19 protein-coding genes are annotated in these 21,300 nt (G+C 65.5%); 8 read left to right on the top strand and 11 right to left on the bottom strand.

Annotated features, from left to right (window positions below; all coding sequences use genetic code 11):
* Nucleotide 1 precedes the first annotated feature (1 nt).
* Nucleotides 2-1,135, top strand: coding sequence for an ABC transporter permease (locus ACYZGB_RS04625; protein ID WP_462387040.1), 1,134 nt, complete (start codon nucleotides 2-4; stop codon nucleotides 1,133-1,135).
* 57 nt (nucleotides 1,136-1,192) lie between these two features.
* On the opposite strand, the gene ACYZGB_RS04620 is transcribed toward ACYZGB_RS04625, so the two are convergent.
* The 11 genes from ACYZGB_RS04620 to ACYZGB_RS04570 form a co-directional block, all read right to left on the bottom strand.
* The gene (locus tag ACYZGB_RS04620) at nucleotides 1,193-2,467 is read right to left on the bottom strand and encodes an amidohydrolase family protein (protein ID WP_462387039.1); all 1,275 of its coding nucleotides are present in this window, start codon (nucleotides 2,465-2,467) and stop codon (nucleotides 1,193-1,195) included.
* A 21-nt stretch (nucleotides 2,468-2,488) separates the two neighbouring features.
* The gene (locus ACYZGB_RS04615) at nucleotides 2,489-3,412 is read right to left on the bottom strand and encodes an ABC transporter permease (protein ID WP_462387037.1); all 924 of its coding nucleotides are present in this window, start codon (nucleotides 3,410-3,412) and stop codon (nucleotides 2,489-2,491) included.
* Nucleotides 3,413-3,526: 114 nt separating this feature from the next.
* Nucleotides 3,527-4,588 carry an ABC transporter permease gene (locus ACYZGB_RS04610; protein ID WP_462387036.1) on the bottom strand — a complete coding sequence of 354 codons (1,062 nt, stop codon included), beginning with the start codon at nucleotides 4,586-4,588 and terminating at the stop codon, nucleotides 3,527-3,529.
* Nucleotides 4,589-4,613: 25 nt separating this feature from the next.
* Nucleotides 4,614-6,158 (bottom strand): ABC transporter ATP-binding protein, encoded by a 1,545-nt coding sequence (locus tag ACYZGB_RS04605; RefSeq protein ID WP_462387035.1) that lies wholly within the window; start codon nucleotides 6,156-6,158, stop codon nucleotides 4,614-4,616.
* A 198-nt stretch (nucleotides 6,159-6,356) separates the two neighbouring features.
* Nucleotides 6,357-7,325, bottom strand: coding sequence for a 5'-methylthioadenosine/S-adenosylhomocysteine nucleosidase (locus ACYZGB_RS04600; RefSeq protein WP_462387034.1), 969 nt, complete (start codon nucleotides 7,323-7,325; stop codon nucleotides 6,357-6,359).
* Nucleotides 7,326-7,548: 223 nt separating this feature from the next.
* Entirely contained in the window at nucleotides 7,549-8,559 is a 1,011-nt protein-coding gene (locus ACYZGB_RS04595) for a BMP family protein (RefSeq protein ID WP_462387033.1), read from the bottom strand.
* A gap of 246 nt (nucleotides 8,560-8,805) precedes the next feature.
* The gene (upp, locus tag ACYZGB_RS04590; RefSeq protein ID WP_108618967.1) at nucleotides 8,806-9,435 is read right to left on the bottom strand and encodes a uracil phosphoribosyltransferase; all 630 of its coding nucleotides are present in this window, start codon (nucleotides 9,433-9,435) and stop codon (nucleotides 8,806-8,808) included.
* A 75-nt stretch (nucleotides 9,436-9,510) separates the two neighbouring features.
* The gene (locus ACYZGB_RS04585; protein ID WP_462387032.1) at nucleotides 9,511-10,515 is read right to left on the bottom strand and encodes a threo-3-hydroxy-L-aspartate ammonia-lyase; all 1,005 of its coding nucleotides are present in this window, start codon (nucleotides 10,513-10,515) and stop codon (nucleotides 9,511-9,513) included.
* 264 nt (nucleotides 10,516-10,779) lie between these two features.
* Entirely contained in the window at nucleotides 10,780-11,625 is an 846-nt protein-coding gene (locus ACYZGB_RS04580; protein WP_462387031.1) for an enoyl-CoA hydratase-related protein, read from the bottom strand.
* A gap of 131 nt (nucleotides 11,626-11,756) precedes the next feature.
* A complete protein-coding gene (locus ACYZGB_RS04575; protein WP_462387030.1) occupies nucleotides 11,757-12,566 on the bottom strand; it encodes a glycine-rich domain-containing protein in 810 nt (269 codons plus the stop codon).
* A gap of 181 nt (nucleotides 12,567-12,747) precedes the next feature.
* On the bottom strand, nucleotides 12,748-14,295 hold the full coding sequence (locus tag ACYZGB_RS04570) for a helicase HerA-like C-terminal domain-containing protein (protein WP_462387029.1): 1,548 nt from the start codon (nucleotides 14,293-14,295) through the stop codon (nucleotides 12,748-12,750).
* A 79-nt stretch (nucleotides 14,296-14,374) separates the two neighbouring features.
* Here ACYZGB_RS04570 and ACYZGB_RS04565 point away from each other — a divergent pair, with 79 nt between their 5' ends.
* The 7 genes from ACYZGB_RS04565 (at nucleotide 14,375) to rng (ending at nucleotide 21,285) form a co-directional block, all read left to right on the top strand.
* Nucleotides 14,375-15,094: a YebC/PmpR family DNA-binding transcriptional regulator gene (locus tag ACYZGB_RS04565; RefSeq protein ID WP_462387028.1), complete on the top strand. Its 720-nt coding sequence runs from the start codon at nucleotides 14,375-14,377 to the stop codon at nucleotides 15,092-15,094.
* A 114-nt stretch (nucleotides 15,095-15,208) separates the two neighbouring features.
* The gene (gene purD, locus ACYZGB_RS04560) at nucleotides 15,209-16,489 is read left to right on the top strand and encodes a phosphoribosylamine--glycine ligase (protein WP_462387027.1); all 1,281 of its coding nucleotides are present in this window, start codon (nucleotides 15,209-15,211) and stop codon (nucleotides 16,487-16,489) included.
* Nucleotides 16,489-17,460 (top strand): oxygen-dependent coproporphyrinogen oxidase, encoded by a 972-nt coding sequence (hemF, locus tag ACYZGB_RS04555; RefSeq protein ID WP_462387026.1) that lies wholly within the window; start codon nucleotides 16,489-16,491, stop codon nucleotides 17,458-17,460. Before purD ends, hemF begins: the two co-directional genes overlap by 1 nt.
* Nucleotides 17,461-17,663: 203 nt before the next feature.
* Nucleotides 17,664-18,515, top strand: a complete 852-nt coding sequence (gene rsfS / locus ACYZGB_RS04550) for a ribosome silencing factor (protein WP_462387024.1) — start codon at nucleotides 17,664-17,666, stop codon at nucleotides 18,513-18,515.
* A gap of 67 nt (nucleotides 18,516-18,582) precedes the next feature.
* Nucleotides 18,583-19,050 carry a 23S rRNA (pseudouridine(1915)-N(3))-methyltransferase RlmH gene (rlmH, locus tag ACYZGB_RS04545; RefSeq protein ID WP_010458753.1) on the top strand — a complete coding sequence of 156 codons (468 nt, stop codon included), beginning with the start codon at nucleotides 18,583-18,585 and terminating at the stop codon, nucleotides 19,048-19,050.
* Nucleotides 19,051-19,149: 99 nt separating this feature from the next.
* Entirely contained in the window at nucleotides 19,150-19,764 is a 615-nt protein-coding gene (locus tag ACYZGB_RS04540) for a Maf family protein (RefSeq protein ID WP_462387023.1), read from the top strand.
* Nucleotides 19,765-19,794: 30 nt separating this feature from the next.
* Nucleotides 19,795-21,285, top strand: coding sequence for a ribonuclease G (gene rng / locus ACYZGB_RS04535; protein ID WP_462387021.1), 1,491 nt, complete (start codon nucleotides 19,795-19,797; stop codon nucleotides 21,283-21,285).
* The last annotated feature ends 15 nt before the right edge of the window (nucleotides 21,286-21,300 follow it).

Here is a 21,300-nt window from a genome sequence, read left to right as displayed (position 1 = left end):
CATGGCACTGCGTGGACGGTGGTCGAACATTTTCCGCCTCGGCATCAAGGAGCTGTGGAGCCTGTGGCGTGATCCCGCCATGCTGTTCCTCATCGTCTACACCACCACGCTGGCGGTGTATTCCGCTGGCAAGGCGCAGCCTGAGACGCTGTACCACGTGCCCATCGCCATCGTGGACGAGGACGGATCGGCCTTGTCGCAACGCATCGCCAGCGCCTTCTACCCGCCCCAGTTCACCCGTCCGACCATGATCGGCATGCACGAGGTGGACCCTGGCCTGGATGCAGGCCGTTTCACGCTGGTGCTGCACCTTCCCGCCCACTTCCAGCGCGACGTGCTGGCGGGCAGGTCCCCCTCGGTACAGCTCAATGTGGACGCCACACGCAACGGCCAGGCGTTTGCAGCCAACGGCGCAGTGGCGCAGATCGTGCAACTGGAGGCCGCCGAGTTCGTGCAGGGCCACCGCAGCGTGCCCACCCAGCTTGTGGAGCTGGCGGTGCGCGCGCGCTTCAACCCGGCGCTGAACCCCGCGTGGTTCGGCTCGCTCATGGAGCTGATCAACATCGTGACCATGCTCTCCATCATCCTCACCGGCGCCGCACTGATCCGTGAGCGCGAGCATGGAACGGTGGAGCATTTGCTGGTCATGCCTGTCACCCCCGGCGAGATCATGCTGGCCAAGGTCTGGGCCATGGCGCTGGTGGTGCTGGTCGCTACCTGGGTGTCGCTCACGGCGGTGATCCGCTGGGCGATTGGTGTGCCCATCGAGGGCTCGGTGTCGCTGTTCCTGCTGGGGGCCACGCTGCACCTTTTTGCCACCACGTCCATGGGCATCTTCATGGCCACGGTGGCGCGCAGCATGCCGCAGTTCGGGCTGCTCATGGTGCTCATCATGATGCCGCTGCAAATGCTGTCGGGCGGCGTCACCCCGCGCGAGAGCATGCCGCTGTGGGTGCAGTACGGCATGGCGCTGGCGCCCACCACGCACTTCACCGAGCTGGCCCAGGCCATCCTCTACCGGGGCGCGGGCTGGGCGGTGGTGTGGCCGTCGCTGGTGTGGCTGCTGGGCATTGGGGCGGCGCTGTTCAGCCTGGCGCTGGCGCGGTTTCGCAAGACGATTGCGCGCATGGCATGAAAATTGTCTTGCTATTTAATGTGTAGCTACAAGCGCTTTGTAGACGCGCGGAAAGGGCTAGTTTGGCATGAAGTTCACAGTGCCAGGCCGCCCTGACAGGTGTACTTGCGCCACAGGCGCCGGGCTGCTCGCCACCCGCTGACCGCGCCGCCACACACCCAGCCGCGCGGCCCGCAGACGGATCGCTTCCACCGGGTTGCGTGCATGCAGCAGCACCAGGTCGGCATGGCAGCCGGGCGCAATGCCATAGCCCTCCAGCCCCAGCAGGCGCGCGGGGTTCACCGTCACTGCATCAAAGCATTGCCGCATTGCCGCCTGGCTGGTCATCTGACCCACATGCAGGCCCATGTGTGCCGCCTCTAGCATGTCGCCACTGCCGCCGCTGTACCAGGGGTCCAGCACACAGTCATGGCCGAAAGCGACGGTGAGACCCGCCGCCATCAGCTCGGGCACGCGGGTCATGCCCCGGCGCTTGGGGTAGGTGTCGTGGCGGCCCTGCAAGGTGATGTTGATGAGCGGGTTGGCCACCACGCCCAGATCGGCCTCGGCCATGAGCGGGATAAGCTTGCTCACGTAGTAGTTGTCCATGCTGTGCATAGAGGTGAGGTGCGAGCCCGTCACGCGGCCATGCAGGCCCAGGCGCTGGGTTTCGTACGCCAGGGTTTCGACGTGGCGTGAATGCGGGTCGTCGGATTCGTCGCAGTGCATGTCCACGCGCTTGCCGCGCTCGGCAGCCAGCTCGCAGAGGATCTGCACGCTCTCGGCCCCCTGGGCCATGGTGCGCTCGAAGTGGGGAATGCCGCCCACCACATCTACACCCATGTCCAGAGCGCGTTTCAGGTTGTCGAGCCCGCCGGGGGCGCGGAGCACGCCGTCTTGCGGGAAAGCCACCAACTGCAAATCCAGGTAGGGCGCCACGCGCCGCTTCACATCCAGCAGCGCCTGCACCGGCAGCAGGCTGGGGTGGCTGGTGTCCACATGGCTGCGAATGGCCAGCAAGCCGCGCGCCACGGCCATGTCGCAGTACTGCAGGGCGCGCTGCACGATGGCCTCGTGCGTCAGCGTGGGCTTGAGTTCGCCCCACAGCGCAATGCCTTCGAGCAGCGTGCCGCTCTCGTTCACGCGCGGCTGGCCGTAGCTCAGGGTCGAGTCCATGTGGAAATGTGCGTCCACAAACGGCGGGCTCACCAGCATGCCCGCAGCATCCACCGTCTCGTGCGCGGGGGCTTGCAGGCCTTCGGTCACTTCGGTGATGCGGCCGTGCTGCACGGCAATCGACATGTTCTGGCAGCCGTCGGGCAGGGTGGCGTGGGTGATCAGGAGGTCTAGCATGGTCAATACTCGTTTAAACGGCTACCGCTCGCCCTTGCGATACGGCTTCATCAGCGCCTGCGGATACGCCGCCTTGCGCGCCACCAGCACCAGCGCCAGGATTGAAAGCAGGTACGGCAGCATCAAATAGACCTGGTACGGCAGCCATGCATCCCCCGCCTGCTGCAGCCGCAACTGCAGTGCATCAAAAAACGCAAACAGCAGCGCACCCAGCAACGCCTTGCCGGGCCGCCACGATGCGAACACCACCAGCGCCACGCAGATCCAGCCGCGCCCGTTGATCATGTTGAAGAAAAACGCGTTGAACGCTGACAGCGTGAGGAACGACCCCGCCACGCCCATCAGCGCCGACCCCGCCACGATGGCGCCGGTGCGCATGGCCGCCACCGAAATGCCCTGGCCCTCGGCCGCCTGCGGGTTCTCGCCCACCATGCGCACCGCCAGGCCCAGGGGGGTGCGCATCAGCGCCCAGGCCAATAGCGGAACCAGCAGCAGGGCCAGCAGCGTGAGCGGCGTCTGTGCCGACAGGACAGGAATGCCCAGCCATTCCATGGGCGCAAAGGGCTCGATGGTGGGTGGTGTGTTCACTTTGGGGAAGCTCACGCGATAGCCGTAGTAGCTCAGCGCCGTGGCCAGCAGCGTTAGCCCCAAGCCCGCCACGTGCTGCGACAGCGCCAGCCCCACCGTCAGCCACGCATGCAGCAGCCCGAAGACCGCTCCGGTCAGCGCCGCCACCAGCACGCCCGTCCACAGCCCGTAGCCCGCGAATACCGTCAGCCAGCCGGTGAAGGCGCCTGCGACCATGATCCCTTCAATGCCCAGGTTGAGCACGCCTGCGCGTTCGCACAGCAAAACCCCCAGCGTGCCCAGGATGAGTGGGGTGGCGACCCGCAGGGTGGCAATCCAGAACGCGGGGTTGGCGAGGATGTCGAGCAGTTCGGTCATGCAGCTGCTCCGTGGAAATTTGCTTTCATTTCGATAGCGTCTAACGCATGATTCACTAGCGCTAGAGGCCTATTGGGCTTGAAGTTGTGATGTGTATGGGTTGTCATGGCTGCTTCACTTCCACCGCACGCGGTACTGCGTAAGCAGCCCCGCCACCAGCACTGCGATCAGCGATGTCGCCACGATCACATCCGCAATGTAGGTTGGCACGCCCACCGCACGGCTCATGCTGTCGGCACCCACCAGCACGCCCGCCACAAAGGTGCCCGCCGCAATCACGCCCAGCGGGTGCAGCCCCGCCAGCATGGCGATCACGATGCCGCTGTAGCCGTAGCCGGGCGACATGTCGAGCGTCACATACCCAGTGCGGCCCGCCACCTCGATAGCCCCCGCCAGCCCCGCCAGACCGCCCGAGAGCAGGGCCACCAGCACCACCGTGCGGGTGATGGGCACGCCCGCAAACGCCGCTGCCCGCGCATTGGCCCCTGCAGCGCGAATGTCAAACCCCGGCACCGTGCGCGCCAGCAGCGCCCACAGCATCACGGCCAGAGAGATGGCCCACAGCAGCCCCGTGTGCAGCCGCGTCTGTGGCACCAGTTTGGACAGCTCCAGGTCGCCCTGCAGCGCCACACTCTGCGGCCAGCCCATGGAAAGCGGGTCTTTCATTGGCCCATCCAGCAGGGCCGAGACAAGCAGCAGCATGATGAAGTTGAGCAGCAGCGTGGTGACGACCTCGTCCACCCCCAGCCGTGCCTTCATCAGCGCCGGGCCCAGCAGCAGCGTGGCCCCGGCCAGCGCAGCCGACAGCATCATGAGCGGGAAGAGCAGGTAGGGCGACCACTCCAAGCCCGTGCCGCCGTGCATGCCGCCCACGGCCACGGCGGCCAGCGCGCCTGCATAGAGCTGACCTTCAGCCCCAATGTTGAACAGCCGCGCGCGGAAGGCAACTGCGGTCGCCAGCCCCGTCAGGATCAGCGGCGTGGCGCGGGTGAGGGTTTCGGTCAGTGCGAACACTGAGCCGAACGCGCCTTGCAGCAGCAGCGCATAGGTCTGGCCCACGGGGGCGCCAGCCCACAGCACCAGCAGGGCGCTGACGATCAATGTGAACACCACGGCGCCCACCGGTGCCAGCACGTAGGCGGCGGGGGAGGTGTGGTTGCGTTTTTCAAGTCTCATGCTGGGTTGTTCTTGTTGTTGTCGCTCAATGGGCAGCGCCCGCCATGGCCAGGCCGATGGCTTGGCGCGTCCAGTCTTCTGCGGGCCGGGTCTCGCTCAAGTGCCCGTCGTGCATCACCGCCACGCGATCACCCAGCGCCAGCACTTCATCAAGGTCGTCCGAAATCAGCAGCACCGCAGCGCCACCGTCTCGCGCATTGATGAGCTGCTGCTGCACAAACATCACCGCGCCAATGTCCAGCCCCCAGGTGGGCTGGTGGGCCACGATGAGCTGGGGGGCGGGCGCGGTGTTGTCCGCGCCACTCTGTGGCGGCATCAGCGCCCGGCCCAGGATGAGCTTTTGCATGTTGCCGCCCGACAGCGACCGCGCAGGCGCATCCGGCCCGCCGCCGCGTACGTCAAAAGTCTTGGCTACCCGCTCGGCATGCTGTCGTGCAGGGCCGCGCTTGACCCAGAAGGCGCGGAACCACGGGTGCGCAAACCAGTGGCTGCGCAGGCGTTCGGAAACCGCGTTCTCCCACACCGGCAAATCGTCCACCACGCCCACGGCGTGGCGGTCTTCGGGGATGCGGGCCACGCCCTGGCTGACCAGCCACGCGGGCCGGGCTTGCAGAGGGGCGCCGCGCAGGGTGACAGCGCCGGAGGAGGCCGCACGCACGCCACACAGCACATCGGCCAGCGCTACTTGGCCGTTGCCGCTCACGCCTGCAATCGCCACGATTTCGCCCGCGCGGAGCGTGAGGGACACATGGTTCAATCGATCGCGCCCCATGGGGGCAGTGCTGACGTTGCTCAGGGTGCAGACAGGCTCGCCTACATGCTGTGCTGGGAGGCGCTCGGCCACTTCGATCGCGTGGCCCACCATCCATTGCGCCAACTGCCCCTGCGTTGTGCCCTGCGCAGGCGCCTCGGCCACCAGCTTGCCCTGGCGCAGCACGGCCACGCGGTGGGACACGCGCAGCACCTCGCCGAGTTTGTGACTGATGAAGATGATGGACAGGCCCTGCGCCACCATCTGAGCGAGGGTGTCGAACAGTGCCTCGCTCTCCTGCGGGGTGAGCACGGCAGTGGGTTCATCCAGGATCAGGATGCGGGCGCCCCTGTAGAGCGCTTTCAAAATTTCGACCCGCTGGCGCTCGCCCACCGAGAGACTGCCGACCTTCGCATCGGGGCTCACTGGCAGGCCGAACTGCTGCGACACCGCCAGCAGCTTGGCGCGGGCATCGCTGCGGCGCGAGAAGGGCAACCACAGCGGCTCGCTGCCCAGCAGCACGTTGTCCAGCACGGTGAGGTTGTCGGCCAGCGTGAAGTGCTGGTGCACCATGCCAATGCCCGCCGCCAGCGCCGCGCGCGGTTGGCCGGGCGGCAGGGGCTGGCCGAAGACGTCGATGCTGCCTTCGTCGGCCACGTAGTGCCCGAACAGGATGGACATCAGCGTGGACTTGCCCGCGCCGTTTTCGCCCAGCAGGGCCAGCACTTCGCCGCGCGCCAGGGTCAGGCTGATGCTGTCGTTGGCGACGAGCTTGCCGAAGCGTTTGGTGATGCCCGACAGGCGCAGGACGGGCGACATTTCAGTACACACGGGGTTGCATGCTTTCCGGGGTCTGCACAACTGGCGCGGACCAGGCCAGTGGACGCCGCGCAAGGGCCGCCCCGCTGCCTAGGCGGCGCTTCGCTTGCGTGCGCTGGCATCGTCCCACCGCCCGCAGTGCGCAGCACTGCGAGAGCGGGGGAAAGCGGCGTAGCCGCTCAGTGGGGTGTTTCTGCTTCACTTCCAGGCCGCCAGAAACGCGCGCAGCACCTTGGCAGAATTGGCCGCCGCCAGGCCCATGAAGGTGCCCATTTCGTTCTCACTCTCGCCACCTCCCGCCAGATCGCTCAGCGAGCGGAAGGCGATGTAGGGCACGCCATTGCTGTGCGCCACCATGGCGGTGGCGGCGGTTTCCATGTCGAGCACGTTGGCCTCGAAGGTCTTGAAGGCGTATTCGCGGAAGGCCTTGTTGTCCACAAAGGCCTGGCCCGACACGCCGTTGCCGCCCACCACGAGTTGCGGGCGCTGTTTCAGACAGGTGGCGGCCAGGCAGTGTTCCAGGCCCACGTTCTGCAGGCTGCGGGCGGTGGCCAGCATTTTGGGGTCGGCTTCGAACCAGAACTTCTTGCTGAGTTGGGGGTTGGCAGCCGATCGCACCTCCACCGGGCGCGGGTGCATCATGCCGAAGGCGGGCATCGTCAGCTCGCTTTTCATCCAGGCGGGGGCGCTGTACTGGCCGGGTTTGTCTTCACGCGCCATCAGCCATTCCATGTACTGGCCCCACTGCGCGGGCACCGTGACATCGCCAATGTGCAGGCTGGGGTTGACGCCGCCCGCGATGCCGCTGAAGACCACGTGGCTCACGTTGAAGCGATCCAGCACCAGCTGGGTGTTCATGGCCGCGTTGGTCATGCTGATGCCCGAGAGGAAGACCACCACGGGTTTGCCTTCGAGCGTGCCGGTGGTGAACTCCACGCCGTTGATGCTGTGTTTGGCGGGCCGCTGCACCTGGGGCAGCAGCACGGTCAGCTCGGGGGCAAAGGCGGAAATGACGGCGATGCGGGGTGTGTCGTCCAGCCGCACGGTCTTGCCTGAGGGCGCGGATGCACAACCGGCGAGTGCGCCAGTCAGTGCCAGTGCTCCCAGCAGGCGGGTGAAATGAGAGGCGACGGAGTGGCGCAATGGGATGGACGAGGAGGTGGTCATGGGCATACCAGGCAGGGTAAGAGACGTACGGGTAACGACAACAAAAAGGGCCACCGCGATGAGTGGTGGCCCAGGTGTTTACCCGCTTTGTCTCGCATGGGTGATTTGGAGTGGCTGACAAAGCGCAGCGCAGCGGTTCTGGCTAGGCGCTGTGTCGCAGGCAGTACTGCAAGTACGACAAGACACAGCAACAACGCCAGAAGAGTTTTGTCATCCACTCCTCTTACTTGGCCGTGGACTTGGGCTGGCTTTCGTCCACCTTCACGGTGAACTTGCCCGCCAGGATGTCGGCCTCTTTGCCCTTGACCTTGGCGACGATGTCGGCGGGGATCTTCTTCTCGAACGTGCCCAGGGGGGCGAGTTCGGAGCCCTTGTGTTTCATCATCGAGTACGGGCCGTAGTCCTCGGGGGTGAACTTGCCTTCCTTGACCAGCTTGAGCGCGCGGTCGATGCTGGGCTCCATGTGCCAGATGGCCGATGCCACCACCGTGTCGGGGTACTTGTCCTGGGTGTTGATCACGTTGCCGATGGCGAGCTTGCCCTTTTCCTTGGCCGCATCGCTCACGCCGAAACGCTCGGCGTAGAGCACGTCGGCGCCCTTGTCGATCATGGCGAAGGTGGCTTCCTTGGCCTTGGGTGGGTCAAACCAGCTGTTGATGAAGGTGATGGTGAACTCGACCTTGGGGTTGGTCTCTTTGGCACCCGCCATGAAGGCGTGCATCAGGCGGTTGACCTCGGGGATGGGGAAGCCACCCACCATGCCGATCTTGTTGGACTTGGTCATGCCGCCCGCGATCATGCCGCTGAGGTAGGCGGGCTCCTGGATGTAGTTGTCAAACACGCTGAAGTTGGGCGCCTGCGGCTTGCCCGACGAGCCCAGCAGGAAGGAAGTCTTGGGGAAGTCCTTGGCCACCTTGCGCGCGGCGGCTTCCACCGCAAAGGCCTCGCCCACGATGAGCTGGTTGCCGCCCGTGGCGTACTCGCGCATCACGCGCTCGTAGTCGGCGTTGCTCACGTTTTCGCTGGCCTTGTATTCGATCTCGCCCCGTGCTTCGGCGGCCTTGAGCGCCTTGTGGATGCGGCTGACCCATTGCTGCTCGAAGGGCACCGTGTAGATCGCCGCGACCTTGAGCTTGGCTTGCGCGAAAGCGGCGCTGGGTGCCAGGCCGACAAGGGCGGACAGGGCCAGCGAGGTGGACAGCAGATGGCCAGTGAAAACGCGGCGAGAGCTCATGGGGTGGTTCCTTCAGTCGGTTCAGTCAGGCAAAAGGGGGTTGGGGGCCCGGCAAGCCGGTGCATACGCACAAGCAATTTACGCGCCAAAAGCGGGGGCGGGGCCTGCTGCAGTCTGCCAGAGGATTGAACCAGGTGGTAAAAATTTTGCGCTGGGCGGGTGGTGCGTCGCCACGGGGTTGTGGGATGGGGCAGGCACAAAAAAGCCGCCCGAAGGCGGCTGCTGGTGGCAGGGCGGGGGCAGCACTTACTTGGTGCCAAAAATCCGGTCGCCCGCATCACCCAGGCCCGGCAGGATGTAGCCGTGGTCGTTCAGCTCGCGGTCGATGGCTGCGGTGAAGATCGGCACGTCGGGGTGGGCCTTTTGCAGCGTGGCCACACCTTCGGGGGCGGCCAGCAGGCACACGAACTTGATGGAGCGGGGGTTGAGCTTCTTCAGGCGGTCCACACAGGCGGCGGCCGAGTTGCCGGTGGCCAGCATCGGGTCGACCACGATGATGTCGCGCTCTTCCATTTCGGACGGCATCTTGAAGTAGTACTCCACAGGCTGCAGCGTGGCGGGGTCGCGGTACAGGCCGATGTGGCCCACGCGGGCACCGGGCACCACGTTCAGCATGCCGTCGAGGAAGCCGTTGCCCGCGCGCAGGATGGAGACCAGCACCAGCTTCTTGCCGTCGATGACCTTTCCAGTCATGGTCTCCAGCGGGGTTTCAATCTCGATGTCCTGCAGCGGCATGTCGCGCGTGACTTCGTAGGCCATCAGGGTGGAGAGTTCGCCCAGCAGGCGGCGGAAGCTGTTGGTGCTCGCGTCCTTCTTGCGCATCAGCGTGAGCTTGTGCTGGACGAGGGGGTGGGTGATGACGGTGACGTTGCTCATGGAGAACCTGAAAGAGGGGCCGAGGGTGCTGCGCCGGTGCGCAGTCCACCTCGGCCAGACTGTAAAAAGTGGGGGCTAGTCTGCCAGAAACCGGGCGAGGCGCGGCAAATCGACGTTGCCTCCGCTCACGATCACACCCACGCGCTCGCCCTGCAGCAGCTTGGCGCCGTTGTCCTCGCCCGAGAAAGCCTGCACGCCTGCAAAGGCCAGGGCGCCCGTGGGTTCGACGACCACTTTCATGCGCTGGGCAAAAAAGCGCAGGGCTTCGATGAGCTGCTGGTCGCTCACGGTGACGATGTCTTCGACATGGTCGCGGATGATGGGGTAGGTGAGTTCGCCCAGGCTCGGTGCCTGCGCACCATCGGCAATGGTGTGCGGATTGGGGATGCGCACGATGTGGCCCGCGCGCAGCGACTGCTGGGCGTCGTTGGCCGTCTCGGGCTCGACGCCGATCACCTTGCACCGGGGCGCCAGTGCCTGCGCGGCCAGCAGGCTGCCCGATAGCAGGCCACCGCCGCCCAGGCAGACAAACAGGTAATCAAGCTCGGGCACCTCCTGCAGCAGCTCCAGGGCGGCCGTGCCCTGGCCCGCAATCACGTGGGGGTGGTCGAACGGGGGAATCAGCGTCATGCCACGCTCGTGCGCCAGCTGGCGGCTGATGGCTTCGCGGTCTTCGCTGTAGCGGTTGTAGGTGACGACCTGGGCACCATATTCGCGCGTGGCGGCCATCTTGGAGGTGGCGGCGTCTTCGGGCATCACGACCAGTGCAGGCATGTCCAGCAGCCGGGCCGACAGGGCAATGGCCTGCGCATGGTTGCCGGCCGAGAAGGTGAGTACGCCATGCTCGCGCTGCGCGTCGCTGAACTGGGCCAGTGCGTTGTAGGCGCCCCGGAATTTGAAGGCGCCCGTGCGCTGCAGGTTCTCGCACTTGAAGAACAGCTTGGCGCCCAGCCGCTCGTCGATGGTGTTGCAGCGCATTACCGGCGTGTGGTGCGCCACGCCCGCCAGCCGCCGGGCAGCGGCGGCCACGTCGTCATGGGTGGGCAGGCTCACGGGGTGGGGCATGCTGGGCACAGTCATGGTGGCGTCCTTGCTGCGGGGCGTGGGCCGCCCCGGGTTTCCACATGATAGCCCCTTGGGTCCAGAGTTGGCGCAAAAATAGCTGCCAGCGCGCGATGGGTAAGCGCTGGCAGCTATGAATTTGGTAGTGTTCGAGGCGTTTCCGTGTTTTGCTTTGTCTCGGCCCTCGGCCCTCCGAGCCCACGCCACAGGCGATCGGGCGATCCTGCAATCTGGGGCCGTGTCTTCAGCCCCATTCGCCAGCTCCGTTCGCCAGCCCTGTCCTCAGCCCTGTTCGCTGAACCGGATCAGCGGCGCGAGCGCAGGGAAGTCGCCCGCGCGCTTTTGCTTCATCGCCGTGACCGACTCCATCACATGCCGGTTGCTCCAGATGGCGCCCTGCAGCCAGCCCATCTGGCGCAGGCTGTCTTCCACGCTGTGGTCGCGCGCGTAGTTCACGGCCTGCTTGGTGCCCCAGATGGCGACGGGGGGCTTGCTGGCAATCTCTTGCGCGCACTGCAGCGCGGCGGCCACCATGGCTTCGTGGGTGTCGAAGACTTCGTTGACCAGGCCGTAGCCCTGAGCCCTTTGCGCGCTCAGGCGGCGGCCGGTGTAGGCCAGCTCTTTCACCACGCCCAGCGGGATGAGCTTGGGCAGGCGCTGCAGCGTGCCCACGTCGGCCACCATGCCGATGTTGATCTCCTGAATGCAGAAGAACGCGTCGGCCGTGGCGTAGCGCACACAGGCGGTGGTGACCATGTCCACCGCGCCGCCAATGCAGCCGCCCTGGATGGCCATGATGACGGGGATGCGCAGGCTCTCGATGCGGGTGAAGGTGGCCTGCATGTCGGTGAGCAGGTCAAAGATGGCGGCGCGGCCCTCGGGGCTTTGGTCGTCCATGGTGATGGCGCCGCCAAAGGTTTCGAGCGCCATGCCTGCGCTGAAGTGTTTGCCGGTGCTGCTGATGACCAGGGCGCGCGCCTCGCCGCTCTTGTTCAGCTGGGCCAGCACCTCGTCCAGCTCGCGCCAGAAGGTGGGGTGCATGGTGTTCATGGCCTCGGGGCGGTTCAGCACCAGGTGGGCCACATGGTGGGTGATGCTGAGGGAGAAGCAGGTGAGGGTGGTGTTCATGGGCCGTCACTGTAGACCCGCTGGCCGCAGGCGGGTCGTCGCCTGGGCGACTTTGCATGATTTTGGCCCTCTCCGCCTGTCTGTATTGGGTTGATTGCTATCAAAAAACGGAGCATTCATCGGCGACCCGATCAGTCACCGCCCCCGCCGCCGCAGCCACCACCGCCATCTCCACCGCCATCCCCGCCACCACCGTCCGAGCTTTCGGCGCCGCCAAAGTCGCCTGCGCTGCCGCTGTAGCTGCCGTCCGAGAAGCTGGTGCCGCAGTAGCTGTCGCCGCCGCTACCACCCGCGTCGCTCTTGCGGGCGATGTCGGAGCAGTCGGGCACGTAGGTGAAGCCCCCGGCAATGGCGAACTTGGTATCGAGCGCAAACAGCAGGGGCAGGCGGCTGGGGGCCTTGGGGTCGATGGATTCTTCCTTGCACACCCAGTACCAGCAGCGGCGCAGGCCATCGTTGTGGCGGGCTTTTTTGCCCAGCGCTTCGGCCGGGGTGTGGTGCAAAAAGAAGCCCAGGGCGTTGTGGCACCACAGTTTGTAGGCCTGCGTGTGCAGGATGAACTCGTGCCACAGCGCATCCACGGCCCTCGATGGCATGGCCACAAAGTCCTTGTTGCTGCGCAGGCAGGCCATGAAGAACTGGCGCAGGCCGCGCTCCACCAGCGCACAGTCGCGGGGGCTCAGGTGGGGGTAGGTCTCGCGCAGTTTGCGCTGCAGAAAGCGGGGCAGAGGGGCTTCACGGATGTAGCGCTCGCGCACGACGGTGGTCCAGCGGATCAGAACCACGGTGAGCAGCACCGTGACAAACACATAAAGCAGCCAGATCCACTGGAGCTTCCACACCCCCGCAAACACCCCGACAAAAGCCAGCACCCACAGGATGATGGCCGCCTGGACCACCTTGTTGCCCCAGCGCACCAGGGCGTGTTCTACGCGTTGCATCGTGTCCCTCCTTGTTGTTGTGTGTTTCGGCCATTGCACGGCCGCAATGTGACCAAATCGTGACAAGCGCGTGGCATTGTCGCCAGCCTGTCACAAGGCCACCACACCTTCGGAGGGCAGTGGGTGGCAGCGGGGCGGTGGCTGTTTGTTGGGCTCCGCCGTCGCGCTACCCCTTTTCCCTTCAGCGGCGCTTGCTGCCGCCGCCGAAGATGCCGCCCAGCACGCCGCGCAGGATCTCCTTGCCCACGTTGGTGCCCACGGTGCGCACGGCCGACTTGGCCATGGTCTGCACCAGGCCGTCCTTGCGCCCGCCGCGCGGGCCGGTGGTGCCAAACAGCAGGTCGTTGAGGAAGCTGCTTTCCTGCGGCTGGGCCCCGCCCGGCGCTGTGCCTACGGGGCTGGCACCACCCGCTGTGCGGCTGGCAGGCGTGCCTGCGGGTGCGGGCGGGGCGTTTTCGGCGCGGCCCTTGAGTTTTTCGTAGGCGGATTCGCGGTCCACGGTGGTTTCGTACACACCGGCCACCAGGGAGCTGGCCATCAGCGCCTGCCGCTGCTGTGGGGTGATGGGGCCCAGCTGGCTGCCGGGTGGCAGCACAAACACGCGTTCGGTCACGCTCGGGCGGCCCTTGGCATCCAGAAAGCTCACCAGCGCCTCGCCCACGGCCAGTTCGGTGATGGCGGTTTCGATGTCCAGGCCCGGCTTTTGCCGCATGGTGGTGGCCGTGGCCTTCACGGCTTTCTGGTCACGCGGGGTGAAGGCGCGCAGCGCGTGCTGCACGCGGTTGCCCAACTGGGCCAGCACGCTGTCGGGGATGTCGAGCGGGTTCTGCGTGACGAAGTACACGCCCACGCCCTTGGAGCGCACCAGTCGCACCACCAGCTCGATGCGCTCGATGAGTACCTTGGGCGCCTCGTTGAACAGCAGGTGGGCCTCGTCGAAGAAGAACACCAGTTTGGGCTGCTCGGGGTCGCCGATTTCGGGCAGTTGCTCGAACAGCTCCGACAGCATCCACAAGAGGAAGGTGGCATACAGGCGCGGCGAATTCATGAGCTTGTCGGCCGCCAGGATGTTCACCACGCCATGGCCGTCCACCGTCTGCATGAAGTCCTGGATGTTGAGCATGGGCTCGCCAAAGAACTCGCTGCCGCCCTGTTGCTCGATCTGCAGCAGCCCGCGCTGGATGGCGCCCACGCTGGCGGCACTCACGTTGCCGTATTCGGTGGTGAATTCCTTGGCGTTGTCGCCCACGTACTGCAGCATGGCGCGCAGGTCTTTGAGGTCCAGCAGCAGCATGCCGTTGTCGTCGGCGATCTTGAACACCAGGTTGAGTACGCCCAGCTGGGTCTCGTTCAGGTTGAGCATGCGGCCCAGCAGCAGCGGGCCCATGTCCGACACCGTGGCGCGCACCGGGTGGCCCTGTTCGCCAAACACGTCCCACAGCGTAGTGGGGCAGGCCAGGGGCTCGGGCAGGGCCAGGCCCCGCTCCTTGAGCACGGCGGCCAGCTTGTCGCCAATCTTGCCGGGCTGGCTCGCGCCCGTAAGGTCGCCCTTCACATCGGCCATGAACACCGGCACACCGATGCGGGAGAAGTTTTCCGCCAGGGTCTGCAGGGTGACGGTCTTGCCCGTGCCGGTGGCTCCGGTGATGAGCCCGTGGCGGTTGGCCAGGCCGGGAAGCAGGTGGCATTCGGTGGTGTCGTGCTTGGCAATCAGGAGGGGTTCGGCCATTTCGGGTTTCCTCGGGGGTACGGGTTCGGCAAAAAGTAAAATCCACCGACTAGATTAAATCAATACAAAAGGACTTCTCGTGGCAGGACACAGTAAATGGGCGAATATCCAGCACCGCAAAGGGCGCCAGGATGAAAAACGCGGCAAGATCTGGACCCGCATCATTCGTGAAATCACTGTGGCCGCCCGCGCCGGTGGCGGCGACCTGTCAGCCAACCCCCGCCTGCGCATGGCGGTGGACAAGGCCAAGGCGGCCAACATGCCCGCCGACCGCATCAAATACAACATCGACAAGGCCACGGGCAACGCCGAAGGCCTGACCTACGAAGAAATCCGCTACGAAGGCTACGGCATTGGTGGCGCCGCCATCATGATCGACACCATGACCGACAACCGCGTGCGCACCGTGGCCGAAGTGCGCCATGCGTTCAGCAAACACGGTGGCAACATGGGTACGGAAGGCTCAGTAGTGTTCCAGTTCAAGCACTGTGGCCAGCTGATCTTTGCCCCCGGCACCAGCGAAGACAAGGTGATGGAAGTGGCCCTGGAGGCAGGCGCCGAAGACGTGGTGACCGACGAAGACGGCGCGGTGGAGGTGCTCACGGCCCCGGCCGATTTTGAAGCTGTGAAGAACGCGCTGGAGGCCGCAGGCCTGACGGCCGAAGTGGCGGGCGTGACCATGCGGCCCGAGAACACGATCGAGCTGACCGGCGAAGATGCCGCCAAGATGCAAAAACTGCTGGATGTGCTGGAAGACCTGGACGACACCCAGGAGGTTTACCACAACGCGGCATTGTGACTCTGCCCCTGCAGGTCACCGCTTTTTTCTTGCCCTGACTTGTTTTCCGACTGATATTCCCCCGAACCCCTCCCAGCAGTGCAGCGCTGCGGGCTAGGTTCACCAAAGGTTCCTATGAAAGTACTTGTGATTGGTGGCGGCGGCCGTGAACACGCGATGGCGTGGAAACTGAGCGAGTCCCCCAAGGTGACCAAGGTGTATGTGGCACCCGGCAACGGTGGCACGGCCTTGAACCCCAAGCTCGAAAACGTGGCGATCTCCGATGTGCGCGAGCTGCGCACCTGGGCCCAGGCCGAGAAGGTCGCGCTGACCGTGGTGGGCCCCGAGGCGCCACTGGCGGCTGGTGTGGTCGATGAGTTCCGTGCCAACGGCCTGCGCATCTTCGGCCCCACCAAGGCGGCGGCACAGCTCGAAAGCTCCAAGGCCTTCTCTAAGGCCTTCATGCGCCGCCATGGCATCCCCACGGCCGACTACGACACCTTTACCGACCCGGTCGCCGCCCACGCCTTTGTGGACCGGCTGGGCGCGCCCATCGTGATCAAGGCCGATGGCCTGGCGGCCGGCAAGGGCGTGGTGGTGGCCATGACGCTGCAAGAGGCCCACGACGCCGTGGACTTCATGCTGGTGGACAACAAATACGGTGTGACGCACAACGAAGGCGGTGCGCGCGTGGTGATCGAGGAATTCCTCGAAGGCGAGGAAGCCAGTTTCATCGTGCTGTGCGATGGCAAGAACGTGCTGGCGCTGGCCACCAGCCAGGACCACAAGCGCCTGAAGGACGGCGACGAAGGCCCCAACACCGGCGGCATGGGCGCTTATTCGCCTGCCCCCGTGGTCACTGCCGACGTGCACGCCCGCGCCATGCGTGAAATCATCCTGCCCACCATCCGGGGCATGGAAAAGGACGGCATTCCCTACACCGGCTTCCTGTATGCGGGTCTGATGATCGACGCCAAGGGCCAGCCCAAGACGCTCGAATTCAACTGCCGCATGGGCGACCCCGAGACGCAGCCCATCCTGATGCGCCTGAAAAGCGATTTCAGCGACGTGATGGCCGCTGCCGCTGACGGCAAGCTCGACCAGATGGAACTGCAATGGGACCGCCGCACCGCGCTGGGCGTGGTCATGGCCGCCCATGGCTACCCGGAGAACCCGCGCAAGGGCGATCCCATCACCGGCCTGCCCGCCGATGCGGATGACGCCGTGGTGTTCCACGCGGGCACGCAGCTCAAGGATGGCGTGGTCAGCGTGACGGGCGGCCGTGTGTTGTGTGTGACGGTGCTGGCCGACAGCGTCAAGCAGGCGCAGCAACGTGCGTATGACGTGGCGCGTGGCATCCAGTTTGACGGTGCGCAGTACCGCCGCGACATTGGCTTCCGCGCCCTGAAGAGCTGATGGCAGAGGCTCAGACCTTGAACCCCGCCGACACGGTGGCGCGTGTGCGCGGCTACCTGGTGGGCCTGCAGGCTCGCATCACCGATGCGCTGGAGGCTGTGGAAGGCGAGGGCGGAGCACGCTTTCTGGCCGACGCCTGGAGCAAGCCGCCCGGCGAGCCGCTGCAGGGCGACGGCATCACCAAGATCCTGGAAGGTGGCCGCGTGTTCGAGCGCGCGGGCTGTGGCTTCAGCCATGTGCGGGGCCCGCAGCTGCCGCCCTCGGCGACGCAGCACCGGCCCGAGCTGGCGGGTGCACCGTTCGAGGCCATGGGTGTGTCGCTGGTGTTCCACCCGCGCAACCCGTATGTGCCCACGGTGCACATGAATGTGCGCATGATCGCCGCCGGGCACCCCGGTCAGGCGCCCACCTGCTGGTTTGGCGGTGGCATGGACCTCACGCCGTACTACGGCTTCGAAGAGGATGCGGTGCACTTTCACCGCACCTGCCGCGATGCGCTCAGCGCCTTTGGCGACGACAAGTACCCGCGCTTCAAGCAGTGGTGCGACGAGTATTTCTTCCTCAAGCACCGCAACGAGCAGCGCGGCGTAGGCGGCGTGTTCTATGACGACTTCTCGGAGCTGGGCTTTGAGCAAAGTCTGGCGATGACGCAGTCGGTGGGCGATGCCTTTCTTGGCGCCTACCTGCCCATCGTGGAAAAGCGCCAGAACACGCCCTTTGGCGAGCGCGAGCGCGACTTCCAGCTCTACCGCCGGGGCCGGTATGTCGAGTTCAACCTGGTCTGGGACCGGGGCACACACTTTGGCCTGCAGTCGGGTGGGCGCACCGAGTCCATTCTGTTGTCCATGCCGCCGCTGGTGTCCTGGTCGTACCAGCGCACCGAGGCTGCGGATTCGTCCGAAGCCGAACTGGCGCAGCGTTTTCTGGTGCGCCGGGACTGGCTGGCCAGCGCTGCTGCGGCAGCGTGCTGACGGGGTAAAAAGCGCAAAAGCTATAATTTCAATAGCTGTCCGCGCTTTTTACACAGGCGCAGGAGGCCAAAAACACCCCAAACCGACGCTGCGCCAGGGTGCAACACCGGCGCAACAACACGCAACACTCAAGGCGCAGCCCTATTGGTTGCACGCCGTGTTGCGCGCTATATTGATTCCATTCCCTCTCTATTCACCGCCTGATGACCACCTCCACCAAATCGGAAACCGCCGCCAAAAAAGACGTCACCAAACTCCAGCGCGCCATCGTCGATGGCCTGGAAGACGTCAAGGCGCAAGACATCCAGGTTTTCAACACCGAGCATCTCTCGCCGCTGTTTGAACGGGTGATCGTGGCATCGGGTACCTCCAACCGCCAGACCAAGGCCCTGGCCGCCAGCGTGCGCGACGCGGTCAAGGAAGCCGGTTTTTCCAAGCCCCGCATCGAAGGCGAAGACAACGGTGAGTGGATCATCGTGGACTGCGGCGCTGCCGTGGCGCACATCATGCAGCCCGCCATCCGCCAGTACTACCGCCTGGAAGAGCTGTGGGGCGATACCCCGGTGCGCCTGAAGCTGGGTGCGGCCAAGCCCCAGTCCAGCGCCGCTACCGAGCTGGCCGAGAAGAAGTCGGCCCAGAAGGCCGCCAAGTCGGGCGCGAAGGCAACTGCCAAGAAGGCAGCGGCCCCCACGGTAGCCGCCCGCTCGGGCAAGGCCACGGTCAAGGCCGTCGCCAAGACCGCTGCGAAGACAGCCGCCAAAACGCCAGTCAAGGCAGCACCCAAGTCCGCTGCAAAAAAAGCGGCCAAGGCGGCACCCGCCAAGACGGTAGCCAAGACCACCGGCACGGTGGCTGCCAAGAAGCCCGCAGCCACCAAGACACCTGTCAAGACGGTGGTGGTCAAGCCCGGCGGCGCCAAGAAGCCTGTGGCCAAGAAGTCCTCACCTGCCGCCAAGGCTCCCGCACGCGCCACAGCCAAGCCTGCTTCTGCAGCGGCACCCAAGGCGGCTGCCAGCAAGCCCGCCGCCAAGAAGGCCCCGGCCCGCAAGGGTTGACCTCCGGCCGCAGGACGCCCACCTGGGTGCGCTGCGGCAACCATCCCCCACGCATCCAGGTTGATCCATGAAGCTGCTTATCGTGGCGGTCGGGCAGCGGGTGCCCGACTGGGCACAAACGGCTTACGACGATTACGCCAAACGTTTTCCGCCCGAACTGAAAGTCGAACTCAAGGCCGTCAAGACCGAGCCACGCGGCTCCAAGACGCTGGAGACGCTGTACGCGGCCGAGCGTGAGCGCATCGAAGCCGCCATCCCGCGCGGCACGCGCGTGGTGGCGCTGGACGAGCGCGGCACCAACCTCACCACCAAGGCCCTGGCCGAGCGTCTCAAGGGCTGGCAGCTGGGGGGCGACGATGTGGCGCTTGTCATTGGCGGCCCCGACGGGCTGGACCCGGCGTTTCGCCAGGGCGCGCACGAACGCATTCGCCTGTCTGACCTGACCTTGCCCCATGCCATGGTGCGCGTGCTGCTCATCGAGCAGCTGTACCGGGCCTGGTCGGTGAACGCCGGGCACCCCTACCACCGGGAATAAAGCGGGTGCCCGTGCTGCTGGTTCGATTTCCTATCGTTTTGATAGCTGCTAGCGCTTGATGGACAGGCGCTGGGGCCGATTTTTATTCAAAATCTGTTCATGCCTGACTTCATTTACCTCGCCTCCCAAAGCCCACGCCGGCGCCAGTTGCTCGAACAGCTGGGTGTGCGGCACGAACTGCTGCTGCCCAATGTGGACGGCGACGAGCCCGAGGACACCGAGGCCATCGAAGTGGTGCTGCCCGGCGAGGCGCCCAAGGCCTATGTGGAGCGCGTCACGGCGCTCAAGCTCGATGCCGCCGTGGCGCGCCGCGCCCGCAGGGGTTTGCCCGATGCGCCCATCCTCTGTTCCGACACCACCGTAACCCTGGGCCGCACCATCTACGGCAAGCCCGACGACGCGCCCCATGCCGCGCGCATGCTGGCCGAGCTGGCGGGCCACGAGCACCGCGTGCTCACCGCGGTGGCGCTGCAGGTGGGCCCCAAGCGCCTGAGCGCGCTGTCCATATCCCGAGTGACCTTTGCAGCCATGACCACCGCGCAGATTGAGGCCTACGTGGCCACGGGTGAGCCGCTGGGCAAGGCCGGGGCTTACGGTATCCAGGGCCGGGCTGCTGCATATGTGGAGCACCTGGCTGGCAGCTATTCGGGCATCATGGGGCTGCCGATGTACGAGACGGCACAGCTGCTGCGCGCGGCAGGTTTCGCCATCTAGGCGACAGCAACAACAGACAACAACAACGCCATGCAACAAGACATCCTGATCAACTGGTCGCCCCAGGAAACCCGCGTGGCCGTGGTGGAGCACGGCGCCGTGCAGGAGTTGCACATCGAGCGCACGCTGGAACGTGGCCTGGTGGGCAATGTCTATCTGGGCAAGGTCTCGCGCGTGCTGCCGGGCATGCAGTCCGCCTTTATCGACATCGGCCTGGAGCGTGCGGCCTTCTTGCACGTGGCTGATGTGTGGCAGCGCCAGTCCGATGGCGAGCCGCCCGCATTCGCCCGCAAGAACGAGCCGCAGGTGCCGATTGAAAAGCAGGTGTTCGAGGGGCAGGCGCTGATGGTGCAGGTCATCAAGGACCCGATTGGCACCAAAGGCGCACGACTGTCCACGCAGATCAGCGTGGCCGGGCGCCTGCTGGTGTTTCTGCCGCAGGACGACCATGTGGGCGTGTCGCAGAAGATTCCGCCTGCCGAGCGCGATGCGCTGCGCGCGCGGCTGCAGGCGCTGGTGGGCGATAAATCCACGGGTGGTGGGGGTGGCTTCATCCTGCGCACCAATGGCGAAGACTCCACCGACGAAGAACTGGCCGAAGACATCGCCTACCTGCGCAAGACCTGGGCGCGCATCAAGGAAGCATCGCTCAAGCTGCCCGCCATGTCGCTCTTGCACCAGGACCTGGACCTGCTGCAGCGCGTGCTGCGCGACCTGGTGGGCGACCACACCCAGACCATCCGGCTCGATTCGATGGAGCAGTTCCAGCGCCTGCGTGCGTTTGGACAGGAGTTCATGCCCGCAGCCGCTGGCAAGCTGCAGCACTACAAGGGCGAGCGGCCCATTTTTGACCTGTACTCCATCGATGAGGAAGTGGCCAAGGCGCTGGGCCGCCGCGTCGATCTCAAGTCGGGTGGCTACCTCATCGTGGACCAGACAGAGGCGCTCACCACCATCGACGTGAACACCGGTGGCTACGTGGGGGCGCGCAACTTCGACGACACCATCTTCAAGACCAACCTGGAGGCCGCACAGGCCATTGCCCGCCAGCTGCGCCTGCGCAACCTGGGCGGCATCATCATCGTGGACTTCATCGATATGGTGCGCGAGGACCACCAGCAGGCCGTGTTGTCAGAGTTCAAGAAACAGCTCGCGCGCGACCGGGTCAAGACCATGTCCTCCAGCGGCTTTTCGCAACTCGGCCTGGTGGAGATGACACGCAAGCGCACCCGGGAATCGCTGGCCCACATGCTGTGTGAGCCCTGCGAGGTGTGTCAGGGCAAGGGCAGCGTCAAAACCGCGCGCAGCGTGTGCTACGACATCCTGCGCGAGATCCTGCGCGAAGCCCGCCAGTTCAACCCGCGCGAGTTCCGGGTGGTGGCCTCGGCCCGGGTGGTGGAGCTGTTCCTGGACGAGGAAAGCCAGCACCTGGCCGGGCTCTCCGACTTCATCAAGAAGCCCATCTCGCTGCAGGCCGAGAGCGCGATGGGGCAGGAGCAGTACGACATCGTGCTGCTCTAAGCGGTGCCAAGAGGG

Source organism: Acidovorax sp. Q11, assembly GCF_054950075.1.
This window is presented reverse-complemented; position numbering and strand designations above follow the sequence as displayed.